Source organism: Murimonas intestini (genome assembly GCF_024622195.1).
In the GTDB taxonomy this organism is placed as follows: Bacteria; Bacillota; Clostridia; order Lachnospirales; family Lachnospiraceae; genus Murimonas; species Murimonas intestini.
Genome location: NZ_JANKBI010000007.1, coordinates 163,642 through 180,615 on the forward strand (window position 1 = coordinate 163,642; position 16,974 = coordinate 180,615).

Consider the following 16,974-nt stretch of genomic DNA (forward strand, 5'->3'; position numbering starts at 1 on the left):
TCCTCCTTCCCCTATCGCTTTTCATGATATCATATATCTTATCATGAAATCATATGCAAAACAAATAGCATCACGCTTAAATGCCGCTCCCACAACTCCGGCTTGCGGCCGGATATTTGGACAGCGGCATTTCCAGTATTCATCTTAATTTTATTATTTAGTAACTGTTCGGGGCTTTGACTTACATCTGCATTGTGTATTCATATCTGTAAGTGCCTGATCCTGTCTCCACAGTCTCCCCTCCTGGCAGTTTGATCCTGGCGGAAGTATTTGCAGGAATAACAGTCTCCACGCACATATTCTGTCCATTTCTCTTCCAGCTGACTGCGATTTTTCCATAGACAGACTGGTATACCGTTTCCGCAGAATCTATTCTTTCGTCCGGTACAGGTGCGATCAGGATTTTTTTATAGCCAGGTTCTAATTTGTCCAGTCCTCCTATTTTTCTATACATCCAGTCGCCCACGCAGCCAAAAGCATAGTGATTATAGGAAACTGAAGTATTTGTCCCATCGGGCAGAACAGCCTGCCATGCCTCCCACATTGTGGTGGCTCCCATCTTCACCTCATACAGCCAGGAAGGGCATTCCTCCTGAAACAACAGGTCGTAAGCAGCTTTTTCATATCCATTGTCACAAAGCACATCCAGAAGAAAGGGTACAGACAGAAATCCTGTATCCAGCTTACCTCCGTTTTCCTTTATCATTTCATCCAGCCTGGATGCAGCATTCCCCTTCAGCTGATCTGGTATAAGCCCCATCTGCAGCGCCAGCACATAGATTCCCTGCAGGTTCGTCTGGATGTATCCGTTTTCATCCACATATTCTTCTGTAAAAGCCGTTTTGACCTTCTCATTTAAAGTGCGGTAGTAGGCCTGATCCTCCTTTTTTCCCAGCGCTTCTGCGATTTTTATCATTAGTCCTGTGGAGTATACGTAGAAAATGGTGGGTACAATATCCATTGTCTTGAAGGCACTCTGTATCATATCCACATCCCCGGTTTCAAAGTTAAAGCTCACACTTGGAGTAAGCCAGTCTCCGAAATGGAAGTTTGTGTTCCACAGGTATTTCTGCCGCTCTCTTTCTTCTTCCGTCAGTTTCCCTTCCTTAAGCTTATTTTCCAGCTCTTCGGGAAGCTCATTTTCTGCTGTAAATCGGATATATTCCACCCACTTCTTCATCATATCATAATTCTCTTCCAGCACACTTTTATCCCCATAATTCTCATACAGCCTCCACGGGATAATGACAGCTGCATCTCCCCAGCCGGCAGAGCAATGTGTGTTTGAAGGCATTACGCCGTTGGGATGATAGGCCTTCAGATATGGAATAATATTGGGGATCTGTCCGTCCTCCCTCTGCTCTATCCTCATGTTGGCCAGCCAGCGTTTTAAGAATGCAATGACATCCATATTAAAGCAGGCAGTGGGGGCAAAAATCTGGGCGTCTCCTGTCCAGCCCGCCTTCTCCCTCTGAGGGCAGTCAGTGGGTATGGAAAGCATATTCCCCCTCTGGCTCCAATAGATATTGTGGGCCAGCTGGTTCAGGCGGCTGTCAGAACATGTAAATCGGCCTGTCCTCTCCATATCTGAATTGATTACAAGAATATCAAAATCATCCTCTGTCATTTCGCCCGGATAACCAGACACCCGGATATACCGGAATCCGTGAAAGGTGAATTCAGGCTCAAATACTTCTTCCCCTTCCCCCTTTAAAATATAGACATCCTGCTGGAGAATCAGTTTTCCTATAATGTTGCACTGGTAATTTCCTTCTCTGTCAATCGTTTCTGTATGGTCCAGTACAACCTTTGTCCCGGCAGCTCCTTTTACACGCATACGCACATGTCCGCAGACTACCTGTCCCACATCCAGCATTATCTCGCCTTTTGGTGAAGTCCATATTTTGACCGGCTTTAATACATCGCAGACCCTTACCGGGTCCCCGTACTGTGCCCGCAGATTCTCATAACCATATTCTGCAGCTGTGACATTCTTCCAGCCATCCGCCCCGAATCCCGGCATGCTAAAGTCTTTTTGCTCTTTTCCTGCGTCATGGCACTCTCCCACATAGATATCAGCATACTGGATATGTCCGGCAGATGCAGTACACTCTTCATCTGATACTACAACGGCCTTACTTCCATCCTCATATGTGATCTCCAGCTGAAACAATCCCCCTAGCATATCACCATACTGGCAGCTCTGTCCTGCAATCCCCACCTTGCCCACATACCACCCGTCTCCGATCACCATGCCCACTGCATTGCTGCCTGGCTGAAGAAGGGAAGAAATATCATAAGTCTGGTACTCCAGATAATCTCCATATGCAGTATTTCCCGGAGCTAATTGAATATCTGACACTCTCTGCCCATTGACCAGCATATAATAGACTCCATGGGCTGTGGCATATGCCCTGGCTGATCTGACCTGCTTTTCCAGTATAAACTCTTTTCTTACCATCTGAGCTGGCTGCATTTTTATATCCTTTGCCTCAATACTGCAAAATCCCATATCCATGGATGTCTGAGGCGGTTCATGATAGGCGGGTGTCTGGACCGGCTCTATCCATTTTGCCTTCCAGTCCTCCTTATTCATGAAGGCTGTCTCAAATTCCGCCTGTGCCGCTGCCATATTACCATGATTGTCCCAAACTGTAAGTTCCCAGACACAGACCGTCCCGGACTTTAAATTCTCCCCCTCATACCTGATAAATGCAGACCGCCCGCACTCACATCTTCCCGTATCCCAAAGGATGTGCCCGCCTGATTTTACGGTTATCTGATAAGCGCTCTGCAGTACATTTTTCTCATCGCTTTGCAGCTCCCAGCTAAAAAGCGGATTTTTGCTGTCTATTCCCAGCGGATTTTTCCGATGGTCACATTTCAAATTATTTACTATTAATCCCATATTACCTTCCTCTCTGCGGCATCCGGATGATGCCGCACCTGCTTGCGTGCGGATTCTGTATTATACCGTCCCTGCTTCCCTGCGGACTGCCCTCTTTCTTCTGTATTCCGCGATATTGCCTGCATTTCCCGAGATCCCCAGAACAGCCAGGAGGAATACTCCCAATACGATATTCTGCAGATTATCAGTCAGCCCTAATGCGATAAATCCGTTAAAAATGATGGATATCGTAAGCTCCCCTATAAAGATCATCAGCGGCATATTGTCCACCAGCTTTAACAGCTGCATTCCGATCAGTACACCCATCATAGGCTTGAACACCATGGACATACTCACCATGCCGATAGCTACTGTCACCTGGCCTGAATAGCAGCTCTGTACTACCGCGCCAAAGGCACAGAAAATACCACTGAGCGCAAATGCCGTAAACTTTAATTTGCCAGTATTCACACCCATATTCTTCAGCATCACTTCGTCGTTCCCGCAGGCCATGATCCTGCATCCTGTACTTGTCTTATACTGGATAAAATAATAGATAAGAGAAGCAATGATTATAATGATCAGATTTTTTGGCCATTCTCCAAATGCTGCTATCTCATTGCTGATCTTCACCGCACCTGTCAGTCCGCCGATCTCCGCCAGCTTATATGAGACTACTTCCATGACAAGTACCACGCCCATAGACACCACCATGGAAGGGATACGAAGGAGCCTGTATAAAAATGCAATGATGATCCCGCCCACAAACGCGCCTGCAATACAGCCAATAAGGAAACCCGCAAGGCCAAACCACTGAGCCATCAGCGCGCCGACTGCAGAACCCAGGATCACCCGCGCCCCTGCGCTGAAGTCCATGAGACCGCAAAGCATCACCAGAGCCATTGCAAGTCCCAGTATGGTCGGGATAATACTCTGGCTTATGACAATCTGGAGCGTATGTATTCCGAACCCTTCACATATCAGGGAAAAGAATAAAAACAACAAAACCGGGAGGGCAAATATTCCCACACTGCTGATTGCTTTTTTCTTCATAATATTTCCTTTCCGCCCGGGACATTACTGTCCCGGGCCTGTTTTTATAATTCGTAGTTGTCCAGTACAGACTGGAGCCCGCTTTCATCCAATTGGGGATTGTTCCACCTTAACAGGTCTTTAATTTCCTTCTCATCAAAAAATGTGTATTCATTATTGCTGCTGGCCTCTTCATATACTTTGGCCTCCTCTGCATTTGACACTACTGCCATTGCAATGAAATTGCTGCTCTTCCCTTCTTTTTCTCCGCTGATGGGGTATCCCTGGATCGCATTTACCATTTTGATCGCACAGATGTAAGTATCCAGAGCAAAGCTTGGTGTTCCTATAGAGTAGGTCAGCGTACCTGATTCAAACAGATCCGTGATCCCGTCAGGATGATCCACACACACTACCTGTACACCTTTACGCCCAGAGTCCTGTACTGCTTTTACTGTAATCTCCTGCACACCTGTCACTGTAGTTCCCACGCAGAAAACTGCATCCAGTTCAGCATTTGCAGACAGGAAGCTTTCCACGGCATTTGTCACATCTGATGCCTGTGTCAGCCCTCTCGCCTCGCCCACGATCTCAATCCCATACTCTTCACACGCTTTTGCAAGCCCTGCCTCCCTGGCCTCACCTGTGGTGTCACCCTTAATTGTGGTAATGATGGCTATCTTTTTAGCTCCCTGCTTACCAAGATATTCACCCACAAGACGCCCTGTCTCTTCTTCATCCTCGTAACAGTTTCCCACATAATATGGTGAATTTTCACACATTTCTCTTATCTCTTCATCCTCAATTGTCCTCATAGAAATGGCCCAGTACACCTCAGCTTCCTCACAGAGGGAGCAGACAGTAGGAAGTACAGAGTCTGAAGGCGGCACGAACATAAGCCCGTCAACACCTGCAGCGATCTCGCTCTCTACAAAATTCATGGTCCCGTCCGCATCAAAGGTTGATTGATTGTAGACAAAAGTAGCATTCCCGGCAGGGCCTAAGATGTTGTTCATATTATAAGACATCTGATTCTGAAAGGTCATTCCTGTATCTGCCATAGGGATAGCGATCGTGATCTCCTTTAAATCCACATCTGCCGCTGGTTCATCTGCCTTGGCCCCATCTCCTGCATCCGCTGTCTTTTCTGTCTCAGCGCTGTCTTTCGTATCTGCTGCCTTTTCTGCCTCACTGGCCTCCGTACCGCCTTCTGCGACAGACTCTGAGTTTTCCTTTGCTGCCTTTTCTGTGGTTTTCTCTGTCTTTGACTGGCTCCCGGAACTGCATCCGGCCAGCTGGCTTACAGCCACTGCCCCTGCTAATAATACTGCTGTTAACCTTTTCATTTTCAAATCCTCCTTTTATTTAATAACCTTCATGTTTTTACGGTCGAATGAAATAGATATGGCTATGAGGAAGATCAAGCCCTTCACTAACTGCTGTGTGTTTACATTGTACCCCATGATCGTCATCCCTGACGTCAAAAATGCCATAGTCAGGCTTCCAATGATGACTCCGCGGAATTTTGTGGTAGGGCCGCCTGACATGGGCAGTCCTCCAAGAAGGGCTGCATTTAATACATTCATCATCAATGTACTCCCTGTCTGGCTGCTGGCCGTCCCGGTCCTGATCAGGCTGATAAATCCCAGCAGGCCCGCAATAGCCCCCATTGTAAGGAAACCGCACATCTTGTATCTGCCTACATTTATCCCGGTCTGTCTGGCCGCCTCCTCACAGGAGCCGATCAGCTTGCAGGTCTTGCCGTACACGCAGTGTTCAAATGCCATATAGCCCACTGCCAGTCCTCCTGCCAGTATCACCAGCTTCAGAGGAAGGGTGAACCACTTCAGCATGGAAAGCGGCGCCTGCTGTATGCTGTTATTGAGTACGATCAGTACAAGACCGTTGAAAATAAACTGGCCTGCAAGAGTTGTAATAAAAGCATCCACATGGGCTTTTACATGTATCAGCCCAAGCACTCCTGATAATATCATTCCGGTAAGTATAGCAGCCGGTATCGCCAGGAGTGGATTGATCTTTGCAGCCAGGCAGGCCGCTGCACAGCTTACCGCCATATTGGCGCCTATTGAAAAATCCAGAATACCCATGGCAAACATAAAAGCGTACCCTGTAGCCCCGATAATAATGTACAGGCCGTCATTTAAGACTGCCTTCAGGTTCTTCCCGGTAAAAAGGCGTCCCCCTGTTGATACTTCAAAGAAAATCAGAACAGCTATCAGACCCAGAAATGGAAAAATGGTCTGGAAATCTGTTTTTTTAAGTTTCTGCAATATTTTAGACAATTTTCCCGCCTCCTACACCATATAATCTATCAGTAAGGTTTCTGTCAGCCCATCTTCCCGCTTAAATTCACCGCTGATACGTCCGTCTTTAAGTATGATAGTCCTGTCGCTCATCCCTATGACCTCAGGCAGTTCCTCTGAGATCAGGATAATACTTTTGCCCTGGCTCCGGAGTTCTTCCATCAGGGCATAGATATTTGACTTGACGCCAATATCGATACCTCTTGTGGGGCAGTCCAGAATAAAAATATCAGCTCCGAAGCCCAGCCACTTTGCAAGCGCCACCTTCTGTTTATTTCCGCCTGACAGTTCCATAACATACTGATACAGCCCCTGCATCTTTATTTCCAGTTCGCCGGCCCATCTGTCCACAAACGCATCCTGTGCTTTTGGCCATAGAAACGGACCCTGGCTCAATTTATTGTAAGAAGCGCAGCAGATATTGTCCCGGATACTGGAAGCCACCATAAGCGACTCCTGATCCCTGTTCTTAGAAATATAAGCAATCTTCCTTCCCATAGCATCTCTTGGGCTGGCGATGATACTGCCGTCCCCCGCCAGCACCCGGCCCAGGTCCGGTTCTATATTGCCGAATGCCACACTGCCCAGGATATGCATTCCACAGTCCGCCAGCCCGCCGAAGCCAAGTATTTCACCTTTGTGGAGTTCAAATGTAATATCCTTAAGTTCCCTGGCACTGACATGATCCATAGAGAGTACGACCTCTTTATTCTTGCTCGATTCGCAGTCGCTGCGGTAATAATTTTCTGCCACTTCTCTGCCTACCATCAGCTTTCTGATCATGCCGGCGTCAAACTTTTCTTTTTCAAGGGTATCTATGTATACTCCATCCCTGAGTATGGTCAGTGTGTCGCATATTTCCATCAGCTCATCGATATCATGTGAAATAAAAATAACAGATTTCCCTTCCTTTTTCATCTTTTTCATGATCTCATACAGGATATCTCTGCCATTTCTGCTGAGTGCTGTCGTTGTCTCGTCTACGATCAGGATCTTAGGCTTCATGTACATGGCCCTGGCTACTTCCACTAATTTCCTGTCCTCAAAATTCAGCGCCCCCAGCGGCATTGAGGCCCTGATATAATCTGCGCCTACCGCGTCCAATGCCTCCTGTGCCGCCCTGTTCATAGCCCGGTTATCCAGAATCCCTTTTTTACAGAAAAGGTTCTCCTTCCCCACAAATATGTTTTTGGCTACTGTAAGCGCGTCAAAGGTCCCTTTTTCCTGTAATATCATGCAGATGCCTTTTTCATTAGCCTCCATGGTATCAGACGGTTCATAAGGCTGACCCTCCAGATACATCTTTCCCGAATCTGCCGGCTGTATGGCTGCGACAATAGAAGTCAGAGTCGATTTCCCTGAACCATTCTCCCCGATCAGACCCAGAATCTGGCCCCTTCTCAGTTCAATGCCGACACCCTTCAGCGCTTTTGTTATGCCAAAGCTTTTATACATTTCTTCTGTCTTTAATAAAAGCCCCTGCTCTCCCAAATATATTCCTCCTTTCCTGTAGCTCCCATCATTGTTTTGCTCTTGTCTCAGATTCTAACAAAACATTTTTTTAAATCCTATACAGCAATTCCTCTATTTTGTTAGAAATCCCAATGTCTTTCTGTAGGAGCGTTGATTTTTCAGATAATGTTTACTATACTTTCTTTAATACGATAAGGGAGGAATATGGATGGAACCTATATCCGTGATAATTGCAGATGATGACAGGCTTGTGCTGCAGGACTTAAAGCAGCTGGTAGATTGGAAACAGCTTGGATTCTGTATTGCCGCCACCGCTAAAAATGGGGAGCAGGCTCTTAAATACGTTAAAAAATACCAGCCCGGCCTTCTGATTACAGATATCATTATGCCCGGCATGTCCGGCCTGGAACTGATCCTGAAAGTCCGCGAGGCCTCACCTGATATACAGATCATGATCATTTCTTCCTATGATGAATTCGATTATGCAAAAAAAGCTATCAAGCTCGGGGTTTCCGACTACATCTTGAAAAATGAAATCACCGCTGCTTCTTTTACTGAAAAGCTCATTGCTCTGGCTGCCTCCATACGCGAATCTTCAAAAATCAATGGGGCTGTCCTGTCCCAGGAGCTGAATGCATATTTTGCAGGTTCTGCTGAATCGGAGCTTAACAGTACGGGATTCGATGCAGTATCTGCTGCTGCACCCGATACTGCATTTGATGCTGCATCCGGAAATTTGAAATACCTTGAAAAGGAGAGGTATTATTTCTTTATACTGGGACAGTCCACGCCCTTTTTGCTGGATGTAACACGCTCCAATGAATTGTTTACTTCATCTGTAAACTATCTGATATCACTGACACGGCAGATTGACAGCTTTCCCATCTCTCTTGTCTTTACGAATGAAAAATTTGTACTTTTAGGTATCCGTATAGAAAGCTCCAGCACAGAGCGCAGTTTTTTGCTGTCATCTATAAGCCGCCGCATCTTCACCCTGATAAACGGTCGCAGCCCCAGGCCATGTATGCTGGTGTATACAGGATGCCGCCAGACGATCCGGGAATTCAGGAAACTGTATACACAGGTTCTTCCCATACTCCGGTTTTATTCTATGTTCTGTCCGGGACAGCCCGTTCCCATAGAAGAACTGAAACAGAAACACTGTATACAGGCGGGCAGGCAGTTTCCTTTTCAGCATTTAGATTCCTCCCCTGACAATCTGGAGAAAAATATTATGGAAATAAAGACATTTCTGGTCTCCTGCAATGATGCTCTTGACCTGCCTTCTATTATGAACTTTTATATTGGTTTCTGCAGACACATGGAAACTTTAAGGGAATGCAGTCTTGATTTTCTAGATCCGAATTATTTTATTTCATTTGAAGATATGCTCAAGTGGATTTTTAATACTTATGAGAAATGCCTGGTTGCTTTACGTGACGGTAAGTCCGCCCGTTATTCGCTCCCTGTAAAAAATTCTATAGATTATATGGAAAAGAACTATTCAGATTACACATTGAACGCAGAAATGATCTCAGAACATGCTGCCCTCAGCTCCGGCAGGCTAGGCGTCCTCTTCAAGCAAGAGACTCAACAGACGATCAATGAATACCTGACACATCTGAGGATCAGCCACGCTATCTGGCTCCTGGCCAACACAAACCTCAAGATATATGAAATATCTGAAAAATGCGGCTACAGGTCTTCCCAGTATTTCAGCCAGGTCTTTTACCAGCATACAGGCAGAAGGCCCATCGATTACCGCAAACTGCCGTCAAAGTAGTATATGAAAGGAGACGCCCGGCTATGCAGCACCCCCCTTCCCTCTTACGTTCTAAAATTGCAGCCCGCATCAGCAGGAAACTGGCATTCATCTATACTGCCATTTACCTTCTTCTGCTGCTTTCTCTTCTCGCTGTCCTGACTCCAATCCTTTACCGGGACGCAGTTAAGCGGGAAACACAGCTGCACTCTATTTTCACAGAAGAGTATGCCGCCTTACAGACACAGCTCTCAGAAAGTATGAACAGTTTAAGCAACGATTTCTTTCTGCTTCTGGATACATATGTAAAACTGCCTGACGATGCAAGCCGTGCCTTAATTGTACAGGCCCTTTCAAGCTACGCAGCTTCCTACCATAATTACGCAGCTGTTGGGGTAAGTCTTCCCTCCGGAGAGTATATTTCCTCTTTCTATTATACCAATATCCAGCAGAGAGAACTGCTTGACGGCAACGTCCATTACCAGAACCTTCTGTCTACCCACAGCAACAGCTATTATTCGCCTATTTATACCAGCAGGATCTACACGGAAAAAACCACCTATATGGATGCCAATTATGACGACCTGATATATTTTTCAAAAAATTATTCTTACGGCGTGAATACCTACACGCTGACTGTTTTTTATAAAATATCCGAGACCTTACAGAAAAACAATACATTGAACGCCTCCTCTTTCAATAGCTACCTTATTCTGGATAAGTATGATGATGTGATCTATACGACTGACACTGCACTTTCAGAACCGCTCAGGAACTATCTCCTGGAGGATTCCTTTAAGTTCTCATCTTCTGTAGGCAGTTTCCGTTTTCAGAAAGGTCTTTGCTTTTATAAAAGCATTCCCGCCACCGGCTGGCGTGTCTTTTCGTATGTAAGTTTTACACGTATGCTGCAGGACCTTCTGCTCATCCTTGGACTTGTCACCGCCCTGTATCTGATCTCTCCGATCCTGTATAATATCTTTCTCGTCTCTGTTACAAAAAAACAGCTGGCGCCTCTTAAAAACCTGGCCGATACAATGGCCGCCTTTCACGCCGGGGAGGATATCCGTTCAGAAATAAATACGCGGGATGAAATAGAAGATCTAAGCAATGTATTTAATAAGATGGTTGTAGAGATCAACGCACAGGTCAAAGATATAGGCCTGAAAGAACATGAAAACTCTGTAGTCAACTATAAGCTGCTGGCAACCCAGATAGATCCCCACTTTATCTATAATACCATGAACATCATCAATATCATGGCCCGCCAGGGCAATACGTCTGCAATTGTAGAAATCAATACTGCCCTTGTCCGGATACTCAGGGAGCGCCTAAACAGCAAGCTCTCTATCCATGATACGGTTAAAAATGAATATGATACTATGATCCAGTATGAGGTCATTATGAATTACCGCTACCAGCACCAGGTAGAAATCCACTATGATATCGATGATGCCCTTATGGACATGGAAATACCAAAGAACATCCTTCAGCCTCTGGTTGAAAATGCTTTTTATCATGGTTTCGGTGATATGGACATTGTTCTGCATGGCCATATCGATATTATGATCTATGCCATCGAAGAAAATCTGATCATCGAGGTCAGTGACGACGGAAAGGGAATCTCCCCTGAACGCCTTTCCCAGGTCATGGAGCAGGATTACAGCATTTATAAGGATAAAAAGCCCCACATAGGAGTTAATAATATCCGCCAGCGTCTTAACTATATTTATCAGGGTAATTACCAGATGGAGATCCACAGTACAGAAGGCCTTGGGACCACGGTTATTATAACGATCCCAAAGCAAATGCCGGCGGAATTTACTTCCGCCTGACACCACTGTTCAAAATTCCGAGCTGAAATCCACATACCAGCGTTTCCTGTGGAAGTGTTCTCCCTCGTATTTGCGCAGGCCTAAACTGAATTTGAAGCTTTCTGTCCTTCTCAAAAGCTTGAGTACAATTTCATTTTTTCCTTTTAGCAAACGGTGATGGATATTCCTTTCTTCTGCAGAACCTCCAGCCACAAAAGCTGTAAATCTAAATCATCATTCGGCAGATCTGTCCGGATCACCTCACTGTAATGCTCATACGGAATCAGTTTTTTTATCCCTTCGACCGGCGCCCCCGCTGCCCCGCCCAGACATTTTCCTATCCAACCTCCAAGAACCTTGTCAAAATACTCCTGATATATCAGATTCATAGTTAGCTCTCCTTCTTAATCGATTATGCACAGGTATTTGATACCTGATTTTACATGACACGCGCCTTACGTTCCGCCATAATCAGTGCCATATTTTCCCGAAAAATAATTCATAAGCGCAATTGCCGATTTTGTAATAGGCTTGTGAATTCTGGATTTACTTCCCTCCATGCCTTTGCAGTAAATCTAAAAATTCTTTACTGCATCCGCAGATATAAAAACAAAGAATCATCAGAACCAGCAATTTACTGGAACTGGTGATTCTTAATTAAGAAGTTTTTTTACAGCCTCTCTTCATCAATGACTATTTGTTTTTTTAGCGTTCCCATTCCTCTTCCGGTTGCACGGCTTCCTGCTCCATCATGCGGTGCATTTCAATAGTATTGTTGCAGAACTTCAATAGCATCGGAATATCCTCCACCGCCGTTTCCCAAACACGATCAATGTCCATTGCACCATAATTGTGTGCAAACAAGTTACGCATCCCCTTAATCGCTGGCCAATAAATGGTTGCTTTCGTCGCTTCCCGGAAGTCCTCCGGCAAGTGTCCTGTCAGCTCACCTATCTGGAGAAGACTCATACAAATGGAGTTACGGAAATCTTTATCCATTTCAAAAACTGCTTTGTCTTTTCCGAACCGTTCAAGTGTTTCCTGCACATCAATACAGTAATGACGAATATGTTCTAAAATATCAGCTGTTTTTTTCTTCATATATCAGCTTCTCGTCCTCCCTGATATGTTTTTTAAAATTTTCTGTATGTTCTGCGTTGGCACGGTGATTCAGCGCCTCCGTGGTAACTAAGTCCACCGGCTTATGCAACGCCTCCGTTAAATCGCTGTACAATCCACCGAGCCCGAACATACTCCGTATCCGCCCGCCGTCAATACGCAAATCAATATCACTCTCAGGCAGTGCGTCACCACGGGCATAAGAGCCAAACAGATAGGCTCTGCTGACACCATATTTTTCAAGAATCGGCGCAATAATCCTGCTAATCTCGCTTACCGCATAAATCCTATCCATTCTCTCACTCCTCTCCGGTAAAACTCAATGCTATATTTATATTATAGCATTGGCAGTTTTCTATTGCAATAACCGCATTTCGTGGATTTTCACTGAAAATCCCGAGTTTTGCCAAACTCCTTAAACTGCAGCTTCAGCTCAGCCTTTTACGCTTCCCATAACAAGCCCGGCCGTAAAATACTTCTGCAGGAACGGATAAATGATCAGCAGCGGGATCATGGAAATAAACAGCTGTGCGGCTCTTAGATTCTGTCCGCTCACGGCCATTCGTTCAATAATGCTCTGCATGTTATTGCTGTTTAGAAGTACCTGGTCTGATGACTGCAGGACATTCTGCAGATAAGTCTGAAGCGGATAATTGCTTGTACTGTTCATATAGATCCGCCCGTCCATCCAGGAATTCCAGTGCCCCATAAATGTAAACAAAGTAATGGTGGCAATGGAGGGCTTTGCCAATGGCAGATAGAGCTTCCACAGTATAGTGTGCTGCTTTGCGCCGTCCACAAGTGCAGACTCTTCGATCTCCCGCGGGATTCCTCTGAAGAAATTCATCATCAGCACAATATTGAATACATTCACACCCATGGGCAGCACCAGCGCCCAGATGGTATCCATCATTTTTAAGTCCTTGATCAGCAGATAGGTGGGCACCAGGCCTGCATTAAAGATCATTACAAACATAAACAGCCACATATATATCTTTCTGGCCGGAAAATACTGCTCCTCCTTAGAAAGGGGGTAGGCAGCCAGGATAGTCAGGAGCAGCCCCAGGGGTACGCCAACAGCCAGCCTTGTGATGGTAACACCAAAAGCTCTCCAGAACATGCTATTTTGCATTACATATTTATACGCAGCCAGTGTAAAACCCTTCGGGATCAGCGTGACCATGTTTGAATCCGTATAGGAGGCCCCGCTGAAGGACAGCGCCAAAATATGTATGAGAGGGACAAGACATGACAGCATCATGAATATTATGATTATGTAGTTAATTATATTGAAGACCAACCTGCCTTTTGATTTATATTCTTTCATCCCCATCCCCCTTAGAATACCCTGTAGCCTGCAAATTTGTCTGCCAGTTTATTGGAACCTGCAATCAATATGATAGATACCACGGATTTGAACAGACCTACAGCTGTGCTGAAGGAATACTGCTGCTGCTGTATACCCAGCCTGTAAACTAAGGTATCTATAATGTCTCCGCTCTCATAGACAGACACATTGTAGAGGTTAAATACCTGGTCAAATCCTGCGTTTAATATATTTCCAATGGAGAGGATAGTCATCAGCACGATAAACATGGATATCCCCGGAAGAGTAATATGCAGTGTCTGTTTCCACCGGCCAGCGCCGTCGATGGCTGCCGCCTCGTACAGCGCCGGATCTATATTTGTCAGGGCTGCCAGATAGACTATTGTATTGTAGCCAAAATTTTTCCATACATCACTGACTGTCAGTGTCCACCTGAATGTGTCGTTGCTTCCTAAAAAGAAAACAGGTTCATGTCCAAAAGCTTCTATTATCCTGTTTACCAGCCCTCCGTCTGTCCTGAGTATATTCGTCAATATGCCTGCCAGGATGATCCATGAGAGGAAATAGGGCAGATATGTGATAGTCTGAGTCATCTTTTTAAACCATTTTACCCTTATCTCATTGAGCATCAGGGCAAAGGTGATGGGCACCGCCAGATTGCCGATTATTTTCATAAATGCGATAATCAGTGTGTTCCTCAGCGCTCTGAGTGTATCATCGGTAATAAACATTTTTTCAAAGTGCTTCAGGCCCACCCAGGGCGAGTCTGCTATCCCCAGCCCTGGTTTATAGTCTTTAAAGGCAATGCTGAATCCTGTTATCATGGGAATATAATTAAAAATAATAATACACAGAAGAGGGATCCAGACCATCAGATGAAACATCATCTGATCCGATGTCATTTTTTTCTTTTTTCTCATTTTCTTATCGCCTCTCGTATCTGACTATATTTAATTGCCCTTTGATGCCTGGTACCAGGCATCCGCCTCCTCTGTGATCTCTGCTCCGCCCAGGGCGCTCCATTGTTCAAGGAATTCATCATAGTAATCCACGCTCTTGTTCCCTGTAATGATATCCACCATTGTTTCCTTTGCAAGTGTGATCAGGCTTGTTGTACACTCATTCATCTTTTCTGTAGCCGTAGTGTCATACGCGGAATACAAATAATTATCCATGTCATCCATCTCATGAAGTGTCTGGTAGGCACAATGCTCATTTCCCCACACGGACCAGTAGAGGATTCCTGCCTCATAAGCCGCCAGCTCTTCTTCGTTAAGCTCATCTCTCCTGTCCCTATTGTCGTAATACTGCATCATCGCCTTGTAATCCCGGAGGTTCTCAGCGCTGAGTCCTGTTGTCTCCCCTGTTTTAAACGCATTCTGAAGCAGATCATACGCTTTCATATTTTTAGACGCAACTGACATTCCTCCCACACACAGGGTATATCCCGTATATTTTCCCGGAAGTCCATTGTACATCTCATACTCCTCCTGAGTGAGTTTGTCAGGACGGCCGCAGTAATGTGTTCCCAGATTCATCAACTTAAAGAAGGTCTCCATATCATCATACTTGCTGCTCATAACATTAAAAGAATTCGTTGCCGCGGTATAGAAAGCCTGCCCTCTTAATTCCTCAGTCAGTCCCGGGATCGCCGCTGACACAAAATTTGCATCCGGCTGTGTCGCCACTGCATTCTTCCACGGCATTTCAGCCCCATAGAAAATACTGAAGGCCATTCCTACTCTTCCGGCTGACATATCCTGTATGATCTGGTCCTGTCCTGCTGTCACAAAATCCTTTGAGATAATCCCTTCCTCATACATCTTCTGCAGCAGCGTAAGACCCTGCTTCATTTCTTCTGTCTTTGAACCTCCGTATACTGCCTTTCCATCTACATCTATAAATGGGACAATATTTGAAAAATGTCCCGGCTGGGCCCCGAACATTTCAAAAAATGTACCCAGATCTCCAAACTGCTGGAATACATCTTTCCCGTTAACTGCAAGCCCATATGTATCATCTTTTCCGTTCTGGTCCGGGTCATTTTCCTTAAACGCCTTTGCAACTGCATAAAACTCATCTACAGTCCTGGGGATTTCCAGGCCCAGATTATCCAGCCAATCCTGACGTATCCACAAGATAGGCATGCTGTCATTGGGGGATGCAGCCGTTGGCAGCCCGTAAAGCTTTCCGTCTATGGTGGCCGCCTGCAGCGCCCTCCGTCCCGCCTCTGTGTCATAATATTCCTTTATTTCATCGGACGCATACTTTTCAAATCCTTCAGTCAGATCTGCAAAGACTCCCTGTTCAGCCCATTCCTTAAACTGCTTGGAATCCACACTGAACACATCCGGGTAATCACCTGACATGACACACTGTGAAAGCTTCTCTGTATTCTGTGACAGGTCCACCTCATACATTACATCCAGCTTTATTCCATTCTCACGGTACAGGTTCACCCATGTATTATTGTCGGCTGTCTCATCCCCCTGGAACTTAAAAGATGTATCACGTGCCACGCCGATTTTTACTGATCTGAGCTCATCCTCTCCCTTTTCACCTGTATCTGCTGTACCTTCTTCCGCTGCCTCTTCTGATGTCTCCTTCTTTGAAGAACTGTCCTCATCCTTTCCCGGTTTCGTCACCGCACAGGCACACATTGATACTGCCATGCTGCCACATAACAAAACGGCACACACTTTTCTCATTCTTTCTTTCATTTTCCATTCTCCTTCGTCACATTCACTATTTTTTTAATTCTGATAAGATTATTCTAGTCATTATGACCATTCAAAACCATGTGCATTTTTTGTCATATGGTGCATTTTTATAACAGTTGTAACTGTTCATTATGTCTCCGTCATCTTTCTTCCTGCATATTCCCGCCTGTATTCCTGGGGCGTTATACCCAGCTCTCTCCTGAAGGCCCTTGCAAACGCCTGGGGTGAGAGGTAGCCTGATTCCTGGGATATTTCCTGTATGGATTTATCAGTCTCAAGAAGCATCTTTTTTGCACCCTGAAGCTTCTGTTCCATGATATATGCAGACAGCTTCTCTTTTCCGTACTGCCTGAATATCTTCGAAAGATAGGCTGGAGAATAGTGAAACTTTTCCGCAATCAAGGCTGCCGTCAAATCTTCTTTGCTGTGCTCCTTAATATACCCTTTGATCCTCCTGATCAGCTCCTGGTCATGCTGCGGCCCTTCCCCCTCATAACTGATCATCTGTCTGGCCTT

14 protein-coding genes are annotated in these 16,974 nt (G+C 45.4%); 2 read left to right on the plus strand and 12 right to left on the minus strand.

From position 1 onward, the window contains the following. Positions 1 to 181 precede the first annotated feature (181 nt). Genes NSB28_RS12485 through NSB28_RS12505 form a run of 5 tightly spaced genes read right to left on the minus strand, consistent with a single transcriptional unit; the run spans position 182 to position 7,734 of the window. Positions 182 to 2,908, minus strand: coding sequence for a family 78 glycoside hydrolase catalytic domain (locus tag NSB28_RS12485; RefSeq protein ID WP_109626908.1), 2,727 nt, complete (start codon positions 2,906 to 2,908; stop codon positions 182 to 184). 60 nt (positions 2,909 to 2,968) lie between these two features. Next, positions 2,969 to 3,940: an ABC transporter permease gene (locus tag NSB28_RS12490; RefSeq protein WP_109626910.1), complete on the minus strand. Its 972-nt coding sequence runs from the start codon at positions 3,938 to 3,940 to the stop codon at positions 2,969 to 2,971. A 44-nt stretch (positions 3,941 to 3,984) separates the two neighbouring features. Beyond that, a complete protein-coding gene (locus tag NSB28_RS12495) occupies positions 3,985 to 5,265 on the minus strand; it encodes a sugar ABC transporter substrate-binding protein (protein WP_109626912.1) in 1,281 nt (426 codons plus the stop codon). Positions 5,266 to 5,280: 15 nt separating this feature from the next. Continuing rightward, the gene (locus NSB28_RS12500; protein ID WP_109626914.1) at positions 5,281 to 6,222 is read right to left on the minus strand and encodes an ABC transporter permease; all 942 of its coding nucleotides are present in this window, start codon (positions 6,220 to 6,222) and stop codon (positions 5,281 to 5,283) included. A gap of 12 nt (positions 6,223 to 6,234) precedes the next feature. Next, positions 6,235 to 7,734, minus strand: a complete 1,500-nt coding sequence (locus NSB28_RS12505) for a sugar ABC transporter ATP-binding protein (protein WP_306812183.1) — start codon at positions 7,732 to 7,734, stop codon at positions 6,235 to 6,237. A gap of 190 nt (positions 7,735 to 7,924) precedes the next feature. On the opposite strand from NSB28_RS12505, the gene NSB28_RS12510 reads away from it, so the two are divergent. After that, positions 7,925 to 9,499 (plus strand): response regulator, encoded by a 1,575-nt coding sequence (locus NSB28_RS12510; protein WP_109626916.1) that lies wholly within the window; start codon positions 7,925 to 7,927, stop codon positions 9,497 to 9,499. A 23-nt stretch (positions 9,500 to 9,522) separates the two neighbouring features. Continuing rightward, complete coding sequence (locus tag NSB28_RS12515) at positions 9,523 to 11,313, plus strand: sensor histidine kinase (protein WP_257497705.1); 1,791 nt, start codon at positions 9,523 to 9,525, stop codon at positions 11,311 to 11,313. A 143-nt stretch (positions 11,314 to 11,456) separates the two neighbouring features. On the opposite strand, the gene NSB28_RS12520 is transcribed toward NSB28_RS12515, so the two are convergent. From NSB28_RS12520 to NSB28_RS12550, 7 genes are all read right to left on the minus strand, one after another. Further along, entirely contained in the window at positions 11,457 to 11,681 is a 225-nt protein-coding gene (locus NSB28_RS12520; RefSeq protein WP_243134827.1) for a hypothetical protein, read from the minus strand. Positions 11,682 to 11,997: 316 nt separating this feature from the next. Beyond that, positions 11,998 to 12,393 (minus strand): HepT-like ribonuclease domain-containing protein, encoded by a 396-nt coding sequence (locus tag NSB28_RS12525; RefSeq protein WP_109626920.1) that lies wholly within the window; start codon positions 12,391 to 12,393, stop codon positions 11,998 to 12,000. Next, positions 12,374 to 12,706, minus strand: a complete 333-nt coding sequence (locus NSB28_RS12530; protein ID WP_109626922.1) for a nucleotidyltransferase family protein — start codon at positions 12,704 to 12,706, stop codon at positions 12,374 to 12,376. The genes NSB28_RS12525 and NSB28_RS12530 overlap by 20 nt, the downstream gene beginning before the upstream one ends. A 138-nt stretch (positions 12,707 to 12,844) precedes the next feature. Then, complete coding sequence (locus NSB28_RS12535) at positions 12,845 to 13,738, minus strand: carbohydrate ABC transporter permease (RefSeq protein WP_109626924.1); 894 nt, start codon at positions 13,736 to 13,738, stop codon at positions 12,845 to 12,847. Positions 13,739 to 13,749: 11 nt separating this feature from the next. Then, positions 13,750 to 14,658, minus strand: a complete 909-nt coding sequence (locus tag NSB28_RS12540; RefSeq protein ID WP_109626926.1) for an ABC transporter permease — start codon at positions 14,656 to 14,658, stop codon at positions 13,750 to 13,752. A 30-nt stretch (positions 14,659 to 14,688) separates the two neighbouring features. After that, positions 14,689 to 16,458 (minus strand): extracellular solute-binding protein, encoded by a 1,770-nt coding sequence (locus NSB28_RS12545; protein ID WP_109626929.1) that lies wholly within the window; start codon positions 16,456 to 16,458, stop codon positions 14,689 to 14,691. 129 nt (positions 16,459 to 16,587) lie between these two features. Continuing rightward, a complete protein-coding gene (locus NSB28_RS12550; RefSeq protein ID WP_109626931.1) occupies positions 16,588 to 16,962 on the minus strand; it encodes a helix-turn-helix transcriptional regulator in 375 nt (124 codons plus the stop codon). Positions 16,963 to 16,974: the final 12 nt, after the last annotated feature.

What these genes read in the sequence shown, in the direction of transcription:
- NSB28_RS12535 (WP_109626924.1), bottom strand. Translation starts at nt 13,738, where the DNA reads ATGAAAGAATATAAATCAAAAGGCAGGTTGGTCTTCAATATAATTAAC.
- NSB28_RS12550 (WP_109626931.1), bottom strand. Translation starts at nt 16,962, where the DNA reads ATGATCAGTTATGAGGGGGAAGGGCCGCAGCATGACCAGGAGCTGATC.
- NSB28_RS12510 (WP_109626916.1), top strand. Translation starts at nt 7,925, where the DNA reads ATGGAACCTATATCCGTGATAATTGCAGATGATGACAGGCTTGTGCTG.
- NSB28_RS12520 (WP_243134827.1), bottom strand. Translation starts at nt 11,681, where the DNA reads ATGAATCTGATATATCAGGAGTATTTTGACAAGGTTCTTGGAGGTTGG.
- NSB28_RS12485 (WP_109626908.1), bottom strand. Translation starts at nt 2,908, where the DNA reads ATGGGATTAATAGTAAATAATTTGAAATGTGACCATCGGAAAAATCCG.
- NSB28_RS12530 (WP_109626922.1), bottom strand. Translation starts at nt 12,706, where the DNA reads ATGGATAGGATTTATGCGGTAAGCGAGATTAGCAGGATTATTGCGCCG.
- NSB28_RS12495 (WP_109626912.1), bottom strand. Translation starts at nt 5,265, where the DNA reads ATGAAAAGGTTAACAGCAGTATTATTAGCAGGGGCAGTGGCTGTAAGC.
- NSB28_RS12490 (WP_109626910.1), bottom strand. Translation starts at nt 3,940, where the DNA reads ATGAAGAAAAAAGCAATCAGCAGTGTGGGAATATTTGCCCTCCCGGTT.
- NSB28_RS12545 (WP_109626929.1), bottom strand. Translation starts at nt 16,458, where the DNA reads ATGAAAGAAAGAATGAGAAAAGTGTGTGCCGTTTTGTTATGTGGCAGC.
- NSB28_RS12515 (WP_257497705.1), top strand. Translation starts at nt 9,523, where the DNA reads ATGCAGCACCCCCCTTCCCTCTTACGTTCTAAAATTGCAGCCCGCATC.
- NSB28_RS12540 (WP_109626926.1), bottom strand. Translation starts at nt 14,658, where the DNA reads ATGAGAAAAAAGAAAAAAATGACATCGGATCAGATGATGTTTCATCTG.
- NSB28_RS12525 (WP_109626920.1), bottom strand. Translation starts at nt 12,393, where the DNA reads ATGAAGAAAAAAACAGCTGATATTTTAGAACATATTCGTCATTACTGT.